This is a genomic window from Streptomyces sp. NPDC127114, assembly GCF_042677525.1.
Taxonomy (GTDB): domain Bacteria; phylum Actinomycetota; class Actinomycetes; order Streptomycetales; family Streptomycetaceae; genus Streptomyces.
On the sequence record NZ_JBHXTJ010000033.1, the window covers coordinates 74,399 to 84,099 of the forward strand.

General features: G+C 72.0%; 8 protein-coding genes. 2 read left to right on the top strand and 6 right to left on the bottom strand.

What is annotated here, in order from left to right; all coding sequences use genetic code 11:
- Window positions 1-7: 7 nt before the first annotated feature.
- The 3 genes from ACFVGS_RS27720 to ACFVGS_RS27730 form a co-directional block, all read right to left on the bottom strand.
- Complete coding sequence (locus tag ACFVGS_RS27720; RefSeq protein WP_384422720.1) at window positions 8-379, bottom strand: NTP pyrophosphohydrolase; 372 nt, start codon at window positions 377-379, stop codon at window positions 8-10.
- Window positions 380-450: 71 nt separating this feature from the next.
- Window positions 451-2,589, bottom strand: coding sequence for a 3-hydroxyacyl-CoA dehydrogenase NAD-binding domain-containing protein (locus ACFVGS_RS27725; protein WP_385694233.1), 2,139 nt, complete (start codon window positions 2,587-2,589; stop codon window positions 451-453).
- Window positions 2,586-3,812, bottom strand: a complete 1,227-nt coding sequence (locus tag ACFVGS_RS27730) for a thiolase family protein (protein WP_384421976.1) — start codon at window positions 3,810-3,812, stop codon at window positions 2,586-2,588. The genes ACFVGS_RS27725 and ACFVGS_RS27730 overlap by 4 nt, the downstream gene beginning before the upstream one ends.
- Before the next feature lie 321 nt (window positions 3,813-4,133).
- Here ACFVGS_RS27730 and ACFVGS_RS27735 point away from each other — a divergent pair, with 321 nt between their 5' ends.
- Entirely contained in the window at window positions 4,134-5,264 is a 1,131-nt protein-coding gene (locus ACFVGS_RS27735; protein ID WP_384421974.1) for an alpha/beta fold hydrolase, read from the top strand.
- A 69-nt stretch (window positions 5,265-5,333) separates the two neighbouring features.
- On the opposite strand, the gene ACFVGS_RS27740 is transcribed toward ACFVGS_RS27735, so the two are convergent.
- The 3 genes from ACFVGS_RS27740 to ACFVGS_RS27750 form a co-directional block, all read right to left on the bottom strand.
- Complete coding sequence (locus ACFVGS_RS27740) at window positions 5,334-6,617, bottom strand: HRDC domain-containing protein (protein WP_384421972.1); 1,284 nt, start codon at window positions 6,615-6,617, stop codon at window positions 5,334-5,336.
- A 143-nt stretch (window positions 6,618-6,760) separates the two neighbouring features.
- Entirely contained in the window at window positions 6,761-7,426 is a 666-nt protein-coding gene (locus tag ACFVGS_RS27745; RefSeq protein WP_017242457.1) for a response regulator transcription factor, read from the bottom strand.
- A gap of 233 nt (window positions 7,427-7,659) precedes the next feature.
- Entirely contained in the window at window positions 7,660-8,385 is a 726-nt protein-coding gene (locus ACFVGS_RS27750) for a DUF3000 domain-containing protein (protein ID WP_384421970.1), read from the bottom strand.
- 91 nt (window positions 8,386-8,476) lie between these two features.
- Here ACFVGS_RS27750 and hemE point away from each other — a divergent pair, with 91 nt between their 5' ends.
- Window positions 8,477-9,553 carry a uroporphyrinogen decarboxylase gene (hemE, locus tag ACFVGS_RS27755; protein ID WP_385694238.1) on the top strand — a complete coding sequence of 359 codons (1,077 nt, stop codon included), beginning with the start codon at window positions 8,477-8,479 and terminating at the stop codon, window positions 9,551-9,553.
- Window positions 9,554-9,701: the final 148 nt, after the last annotated feature.

Consider the following 9,701-nt stretch of genomic DNA (forward strand, 5'->3'; position numbering starts at 1 on the left):
CCCTGGCTCAGGGGAGGCTCCGCGGGCCGACGCAGTCCGCGCCCGCCTCCTCGACCCGCCGCCGCAGCTCCCGGTCGGCCGTGACCACCAGGCACGGCCGGCCGGCCGCGTCCCGGGCCAGCCGGGCGATCAGGTCGTCGCCGCTGCCGGGCGCGTCCTCCACCCGTACTCCCGGCACGGACTCCACGCCCCGGGCCCGGCCCTCGACGACGAGCACGATCTCGTACGGTCCGGTGAACGGCCCGTCCTCCGGCCCGCCGCGCTCGGCGAGCCGGTCCCGCAGCCGCTCCGCGGCCCCGCGCCGGTCCTTCCACCAGCCGTCGGGCACCGACCCGACCACGTTGGCACCGTCGACGATCAGCAGGGGCAGCAGGTCCATGGGAACAGCATGACGGCCCGGCACCACCCTCGTGGTGCCGGGCCGTCACCCGTACGGGTTATGCGGCAGCGTTACGCGGGGACGCTCGCGACGCCCTGCGCCAGGAACCGCTTGCCGTTGACGCGCTCGGAGACGCCCTCACGGTCCAGGTACGGCGTGATGCCGCCCAGGTGGAAGGGCCAGCCGGCACCGGTGATCAGGCAGAGGTCGATGTCCTGCGCCTCGGCGACGACACCCTCCTCCAGCATCAGGCCGATCTCCTGCGCCACCGCGTCGAGGACGCGGTCGCGGGCCTGCTCCTCGGTCAGGACGACGTCGCCCTGCTTCAGGAGCGCGGCGACCTCGGGGTCGAGCTCCGGCTTGAAGCCGTTCTCCGCGTTGTAGACGTAGAAGCCGCGCTTGCCGGCCTCGACGACCGCCTTCAGGTTGGGGGAGACCGTGAAGCGCTCCGGGAAGGCGCGGTTCAGGGTCTCGGAGACGTGCAGACCGATCGCCGGGCCGACGAGCTCCAGGAGGACCAGCGGGGACATCGGCAGACCCAGCGGCTCGACCGCCTTCTCCGCCACGGCCACCGGGGTGCCCTCGTCGATGATGTTCTGGATCTCGCCCATGAAGCGGGTCAGGATGCGGTTCACGACGAACGCCGGAGCGTCCTTCGTCAGCACACCCGTCTTCTTCAGCTTCTTGGCGACGGCGAAGGCCGTGGCCAGCGAGGCGTCGTCGGTCTTCTCGCCGCGGACGATCTCCAGGAGCGGGAGGATCGCGACCGGGTTGAAGAAGTGGAAGCCGACCACGCGCTCCGGGTGCCGGAGCTTGGAGGCCATCTCCGAGACGGACAGCGAGGAGGTGTTGGTGGCGAGGATCGCGTGCGCCGGAGCGACCGCCTCGACCTCCGCGAACACCTTCTGCTTGACCGACATCTCCTCGAACACGGCCTCGATGATGAAGTCCGCGTCCGCGAAGCCCGCCGCCTTGTCCAGGACACCGGAGACCAGGCCCTTGAGGCGGTTGGCCTTGTCCTGGTTGATGCGGCCCTTGCCGAGCAGCTTGTCGATCTCGCCGTGGACGTAGCCCACGCCCTTGTCGACGCGCTCCTGGTCGATGTCGGTCAGGACGACCGGCACCTCGAGGCGGCGCAGGAAGAGCAGGGCCAGCTGGGAGGCCATCAGACCGGCACCGACGACACCGACCTTGGTGACCGGGCGGGCCAGGTTCTTGTCCGGCGCGCCCGCCGGGCGCTTGCCGCGCTTCTGCACCAGGTTGAAGGCGTAGATGCCGGAGCGCAGCTCGCCGCCCATGATCAGGTCCGCGAGGGCCTGGTCCTCGGCGCCGAAGCCCTTCTGCAGGTCGCCGTCCTTGGCGGCCTCGACGATGTCGAGGGCGCGGTAGGCGGCCGGGGCGGCGCCGTGCACCTTGGAGTCGGCGATGGCACGGCCCTTGGCGACGGCCTGGTCCCAGGCCTCGCCGCGGTCGATCTCGGGACGCTCGACCGTGACGGAGCCGTTCAGGACACCGGCGGTCCAGATGAGGGACTGCTCCAGGAAGTCGGCGCCCTCGAAGATCGCGTCGGCGATGCCGAGCTCGAAGACCTGCTTGCCCTTGAGCTGACGGTTCTGGTTGAGGCTGTTCTCGATGATGACCGAGACGGCCTTCTCCGCGCCGATCAGGTTCGGCAGGATCGTGCAGCCGCCCCAGCCGGGCACCAGGCCGAGGAAGACCTCGGGCAGCGAGAAGGCCGGCAGGGCCTTCGACACGGTGCGGTAGGTGCAGTGCAGACCGACCTCGACGCCGCCGCCCATGGCAGCGCCGTTGTAGTACGCGAAGGTCGGCACGGCGAGCGCGGAGAGACGCTTGAAGACGTCGTGGCCGCCCTTGCCGATGGCGAGCGCGTCGGAGTGCTGCTTGAGCAGCTCGACGCCCTTGAGGTCCGCGCCGACGGCGAAGATGAACGGCTTGCCGGTGATGCCGACGCCGACGATCTCACCGTTCGCGGCCTCCGCCTCGACCTGGTCGATCGCCGTGTTCAGGTTGGCGAGCGACTGCGGGCCGAAGGTGGTCGGCTTGGTGTGGTCGAAGCCGTTGTCCAGCGTGATCAGCGCGAACCGGCCCGCGCCAGCGGGGAGTTCGAAGTGACGTACGTGGGCCGAGGTGACGACCTCGTCCGGGAAGAGCTCGGCGGCGCCCTTCAGAAGCTCTGCGGTGGTGCTCACTTGCTGCCTCCGGCGTCCTTGTGGTTCGGGTTCTCCCAGATGACCGTGGCGCCCATGCCGAAGCCGACGCACATGGTGGTGAGGCCGTAGCGGACCTCCGGCTGCTCCTCGAACTGGCGGGCCAGCTGCGTCATCAGACGGACGCCGGAGGAGGCGAGCGGGTGGCCGTACGCGATGGCGCCGCCGTACTGGTTGACGCGGGCGTCGTCGTCGGCGATGCCGTAGTGCTCCAGGAAGGCGAGCACCTGGACGGCGAAGGCCTCGTTGATCTCGAAGAGCTGGATGTCCTCGATCGACAGGCCGGCCTTGGCCAGGGCCTTCTCCGTGGCCGGGATCGGGCCGTAGCCCATGACCTCGGGCTCGACGCCGGCGAAGGCGTAGGAGACCAGGCGCATCTTCACCGGGAGGTTGTTCTCGCGGGCGAAGTCCTCGGAGGCGATGATCGAGGCGGTGGCGCCGTCGTTCAGGCCGGCCGCGTTGCCCGCGGTGACGTTGCCGTGGACGCGGAACGGCGTCTTCAGGTTCGCCAGCGACTCCAGGGTGGTGCCCGGGCGCATCGGCTCGTCGGCGGTGACCAGGCCCCAGCCCGTCTCGCCGCCCTCGGGGGAGGTGCGGCGCACCGAGATCGGCACCAGGTCCTGCTGGATCTTGCCGTCGGCGTACGCCTTGGCGGCCTTCTCCTGCGAGCGCACGGCGTACTCGTCGGCGCGCTGCTTGGTGATGGTCGGGTAGCGGTCGTGCAGGTTCTCGGCGGTCATGCCCATGAACAGGGCGGACTCGTCGACCAGCTTCTCGCTGACGAACCGCGGGTTCGGGTCCACGCCCTCGCCCATGGGGTGACGGCCCATGTGCTCGACACCACCGGCGATGACGGCGTCGTACGCGCCGAAGGCGATGGAGCCGGCGACCGAGGTGACGGCGGTGAGGGCACCGGCGCACATGCGGTCGATGGAGTAGCCCGGCACGGACTGCGGCAGGCCCGCGAGGATGCCGGCGGTGCGGCCGAGGGTCAGGCCCTGGTCACCGATCTGCGTGGTCGCGGCGATGGCGACCTCGTCGATCTTCTTCGGGTCGAGGCCGGGGTTGCGGCGCAGCAGCTCCCGGATGGCCTTCACGACGAGGTCGTCGGCGCGGGTCTCGTGGTAGATGCCCTTCGGGCCCGCCTTGCCGAACGGGGTACGGACGCCGTCGACGAAGACGACGTCCCTGACGGTACGAGGCACGATGGCTCTCCTCCAGGGTGCGGGATGGCACTGCTGCTGCTGGGCGCGCGGCCCGGCACGCGGCTAAGCGCGCGCTTGCTACCCCCATGCTACTTGCGGGTAACCAAGCTGCCCAGTCCCCCCGCCCCAAGCGGCGAACGTCACACCCCGCATGTCCGGCCGGAGCCTCCGCGTGCGCCCCCTCGCGCGCCCGTCCGATCGAAGGGTTTCCCCGTCCTGATGGGCTCCGACCGGCGATCGGACCGTGCGGACGGGTACGCATCGAACCGGGCCGGCGTCGCCATGGCGCCGGGCCACCGGACCGAGCGCGGAAGGATTCCCATGGCAGCGATCATCACGACGGACCACGAGGTTCCCCACAAGTCCACCGTCCCCGCGAACCAGGACGACCTCGTCAAGCTCTTCGTGCGGGAGCGCGACGGCACGCCCCTGGGACACCTCCCGGAGCGCAAGGCCGTTCTCATGCTGCACGGCCGGAGCATCCCGGCCCTGGCGGCCTTCGACCTCCAGCACGGCTCCTACAGCTGGGGGGAGCAGCTGGCCCAGGCCGGCTACGACGTCTTCATGATGGACCTCCAGGGCTCCGGACGGTCGCCGCGCCCCATGATGGACGACCCGCGCAACGCCAACCCGGCCAACCAGAACCTCCTGAAGCCACGACCGCCGGGATTCGTCGCCGGCCCGCCGCACTACGCGTTCCAGCTGAACAACTCCTACAGCGACCGGGACGAGCTGCACACCGTCGTGGAGTACATCCGCAGAGAGCGGCACGTGGACAAGATCGCGTTCATCGCCTACTCCGCCGGGGCGCTCACCATGGGGCCGTACGCCGTGAACAACCCCACTACTGTGGAGAGCCTCTTCCTGCTGGCGCCGGTCTTCCCGCCCAACGCCACCTCGAACCCGCCGAGCCCGCTCCCGCAGCCGGGCTTCCCGATGTTCCTGGGCACCCGATGGGGTCTCGAGTCCGCGTGGAACAACGAACTGGGCTGCGACGGCCAGCGCGAACTCGGCATCGTCGAGAAGGCCTGGGCCGCGGTGATGGCGAACGACCCCGTGGGCAGCACATGGGGACCGCCGGAGGGTCTCAACCGGATCCGGAACTTCGTCCGATGGGGCTGGAACGCGACGACGGCGGCGCAGGGCGGTGTCCTCGGCGGCACCGTGCCCGTGCTGATCGTGTACGGGGAGCACGACGCCACGGTGAACACGTCACCGCCCAGCTCCAACCCGGAACTCAACTTCTCGGTGCCCGCGCTCTACGAGGCCGTCACGGGCGCCCACAAGCTCATGGTCAAGCTCGACTGCGCGGGTCACACGGTGATCTGGGAGCAGCAGCACAAGAACGTGCACAACCTCTCGAAGCACTGGCTCAAGCACCTCAAGGTCGACGGCAAGACCCAGGGCGTCTTCGACATGAACGTGAACGGCGACCTGAGCCCGGCCCCGTAAGGGAGACCGCACGACGGAGCCCCCCGGTGCGCCGGCACCGGGGGGCTCCGCCTCGCGTCCGGCAGGCGCTCAGGCCTGGGCCGCCAGCGCCGCCGCGAGCAGCGGCGTCACCAGCGCGACCTGCCACGGCCGGGCGCCGTAGCCGGCCAGAGCCGCGGCGACGGTGTCCTGGGTGGCGGGGGAGGGCGGCTCCCAGCACACCCGGCGCACGGTGTCCGGCGTGATGAGGTTCTCCTGCGGCAGGTTCAGCTCCTCCGCGAGCGCCGACACCGCGGTCCGCGCCGCCGAGAGCCGGGCCGCGGCGGCCGGGTCCTTGTCCGCCCACGCGCGCGGCGGAGGCGGGCCCGCCACCGGCTGGCCGGGCTGGGGCAGCTCGGCGTCCGGCAGGGCCTTCGCCCGGTCCACGGCCGCCTGCCACTGCTCCAGCTGACGCCGACCCATCCGCTGCCCGAAACCGGGCAGGGCGGACAGGGCGCCCGCGTTCGGCGGCAGCGCGAGCGCCGCCTCGACGATCGCCGCGTCGCTCAGCACCTTGCCGGGCGAGACGTCGCGCCGCTGGGCGATCCGGTCGCGGGCCGTCCACAGCTCGCGCACCACCGCCATCTGACGACGCCGGCGGACCTTGTGCATGCCCGACGTACGGCGCCAGGGGTCCTTGCGCGGCGGGGCGGGCGGCGCGGAGGCGATGGCGTCGAACTCCTGGAGCGCCCACTCCAGCTTGCCCTGCCGGTCGAGCTCCTTCTCCAGCTCGTCACGCAGGTCCACGAGGAGCTCCACGTCCAGCGCCGCGTACCGCAGCCAGGGCTCGGGCAGCGGGCGGGTGGACCAGTCGACCGCGGAGTGCCCCTTCTCCAGGGCGTAGCCGAGGACCGACTCGACCATCGCGCCGAGACCGACCCGCGGGAACCCGGCCAGCCGCCCGGCCAGCTCGGTGTCGAACAGCCGCGTCGGCACCATGCCTATGTCGCGCAGGCACGGCAGGTCCTGGGTCGCGGCGTGCAGGATCCACTCGGTGCCGGCCAGCGCCTCGCCGAGCCCGGACAGGTCGGGACAGCCCACCGGGTCGATCAGCGCGGTGCCCGCGCCCTCACGGCGTAGCTGGACGAGATAGGCGCGCTGCCCGTACCGGTAGCCGGAGGCGCGCTCGGCGTCGACGGCGACGGGGCCGCGGCCGGCGGCGAAGGCGGCGATCACCTCGGCGAGGGCGTCCTCGGTCTCGACGACGGGCGGAATGCCCTCACGGGGTTCGAGCAGCGGGATCGGCAGCCCATGCGCAGGGACGTCGTCGTCCGAGGGGGCGCCCCCGGTGGTTCGCAGTGCGGTGTCACTCGCGGTGTCTTGGGCGTCGGTCACCTGTCAAGGGTATCTGTGAATGGCAAGGACCCGGCGACGGAACAGCCGGAACATCCGGACCCGTCGGAGACCGGCCCGGATGCAGAGGAACGTTCCGTCGACAGCTGTCCGCTGCCTTCACCCCGCGTGCGGGGCCCCGGCGCTCAGTGGATGATCCCCGTGCGCAGGGCCACCGCGACCATGCCGGCGCGGTCGCCGGTGCCCAGCTTGCGGGCGATGCGGGCCAGGTGGCTCTTCACGGTGAGGGCCGAGAGGCCCATGGAGACGCCGATGGCCTTGTTGGACTGGCCTTCGGCGACGAGCCTGAGGACCTCGACCTCGCGGCCGGAGAGCTCGCGGTAGCCGCCCGGGTGGCTCGGGGCACCCGGGGGGCGGCGGTGGCCCAGGCGGGCGGCGGCGGAGCCGATGGGGGCGGCGCCGGGCCGGGTGGGGTGGCCGATGTTGGTGCGGGTTCCGGTGACGACGTAGCCCTTGACGCCGCCGGCGAGGGCGTTGCGCACGGCGCCGATGTCGTCGGCGGCGGAGAGGGCGAGGCCGTTGGGCCAGCCCGCGGCGCGGGTCTCGGACAGCAGGGTCAGGCCGCTGCCGTCGGGGAGGTGGACGTCGGCCACGCAGATGTCGCGCGGGTTGCCGACGCGGGGACGGGCCTCCGCGATGGACGACGCCTCGATGACGTCGCGCACGCCGAGCGCCCACAGGTGGCGGGTGACGGTGGAGCGGACGCGCGGGTCGGCCACGACGACCATGGCCGTCGGCTTGTTCGGGCGGTAGGCGACCAGGCTTGCGGGCTGCTCGAGGAGAACGGACACCAGGCCTCCTGGGGAAGGTGCGGGACGGAGCCGGCTCGGGGAAGAAGCCGGGGGCGAACCCGTGCTTTGAAGGGGTCACTGAGTCCTTCGGCAGCTGGGCCGCCCGCCTTTAGGGAAAGATCACGATTTGGTGAGTAACAATTGGGGCAATTCGGACGCGTGATCGATCATCGTACGAGCCTCACGCGTTCCGCACCCGAAAGTGTCCGAAAAACGCCGCAGGAAGACACGTCCTACAGCTGCTGCGGTCCCCGCCGCTGGGGCAGCGAGACGATCCCCGCCCCCGACGTCGTCCCCGCGCCCGGACCCGTATCGCCGTCACCCGGCTCCACCGGCACCGGCGGCAGCCCCGCCACCTGGCACAGCAGATCGCACCAGGCCGCCAGGTGCGCGCCCGCGTCCGGCACCCCGGCCGGACCCTCCTGCGGCGTCCACGAGGCCCGGATCTCGATCTGCGTCGCCGGACGCCGCTCCGCGAGCCCGCCGAAGTAGTGCGAGCCCGCCATGGTCACGGTGCCGCCCGCCTCCCCGTACGACAGGCCGCGCGCCTCGAACGCCCCGGTCAGCCAGGACCAGCAGACCTCCGGCAGCAGCGGGTCCGCCGCCATCTCCGGCTCCAGCTCGGCCCGGACCAGCGTCACCATCCGGAAGGTGCCCTTCCAGGTCTCGTGCCCGGCCGGGTCGTGCAGCAGCACGAGCCGCCCGTCCGCCAGGTCCTGCTCGCCCTCCACGACCGCCGCCTCCAGGGCGTACGCGTACGGCGCGAGCCGCTGCGGCGGCCGGGTCGGGTCCACCTCGATCTCCGGCCGCAGCCGGGCCGCGCGCAGCCCCTCGACCGCCCGCCGGAACGCGACCGGTACCGGGTTCTTCTCCGTGGGATCCACCCTGTCGCCCGCCGTCTTCCTCGTCCCTCGAATGCCGTCGGAATGATCGGAAAAATGTCCCTGAGCCGCAGCCATGCGGGGAAGAGTAGGCGGAACGGGGCCCGTGCGCAGGGAGGGACACCCGGGCCGGGCGAGCGGCTTCTCGCCACATGCGAAGATTCTGGGCGTGAGCGCCAACCACGGCCCCGAGGGGCAGCAGACGAAGCACCAGCCGCAGACGTACGACTCCGCATTCCTCAAGGCGTGCCGGCGCGAGCCCGTGCCCCACACGCCGGTCTGGTTCATGCGGCAGGCCGGGCGGTCCCTGCCCGAGTACCTCAAGGTCCGCGAGGGCATCCCCATGCTCGAGTCCTGCATGCGGCCCGAGCTGGTCACCGAGATCACCCTGCAGCCGGTGCGCCGCCACAAGGTCGACGCGGCGATCTACTTCAGCGACATCGTCGTCCCGCTCAAGGCCATCGGCGTCGACCTCGACATCAAGCCCGGCGTCGGCCCGGTCGTCGCCGAACCGATCCGCAGCCGTGCCGACCTGGACCGGCTGCGCGACCTGACCCCGGAGGACGTCTCGTACGTCACCGAGGCCATCGGCATGCTCACCGCCGAGCTCGGCGCCACCCCGCTGATCGGCTTCGCCGGCGCCCCGTTCACCCTCGCGAGCTACCTCGTCGAGGGCGGTCCGTCGCGCAACCACGAGCACACCAAGGCGCTCATGTACGGCGACCCGCAGCTGTGGGCCGATCTGCTCGACCGCCTCGCCGAGATCACCTCGGCCTTCCTCAAGGTCCAGATCGAGGCCGGTGCCTCCGCCGTCCAGCTGTTCGACTCCTGGGTCGGCGCCCTCGCCCCCGCCGACTACCGCCGCTCGGTCATGCCGGCCTCGGCGAAGGTCTTCGACGCGGTCGCCCACTACGGCGTCCCGCGCATCCACTTCGGCGTGGGTACGGGCGAGCTGCTCGGCCTCATGGGCGAGGCCGGTGCCGACGTCATGGGCGTCGACTGGCGCGTCCCGCTCGACGAGGCGGCCCGCCGGGTCGGCCCCGGCAAGGCGCTCCAGGGCAACCTCGACCCGGCCGTGCTGTTCTCGTCGCGGGAGGCCGTGGAGGCCAAGACGGACGAGGTCCTGGCCGCCGCCGCGGGCCTGGAGGGCCACGTGTTCAACCTCGGTCACGGGGTGCTGCCGACGACCGACCCGGACGCGCTGACCCGTCTCGTGGAGTACGTGCACACGCGGACGGCCCGCTGACCCCAGGGGCCGGCGCGTCGCCACGTGCCGCTGTGGGCCGCCCGCCACCGGCGGCGCCCACCCGGGGGGGTGGGGGGCGGGGGGGGGCGCCGGCGTCGCCGCCCCCCCGGGGGGGGGCGGGCGGGTAGGGGCGCACCGAGAGGAAGAG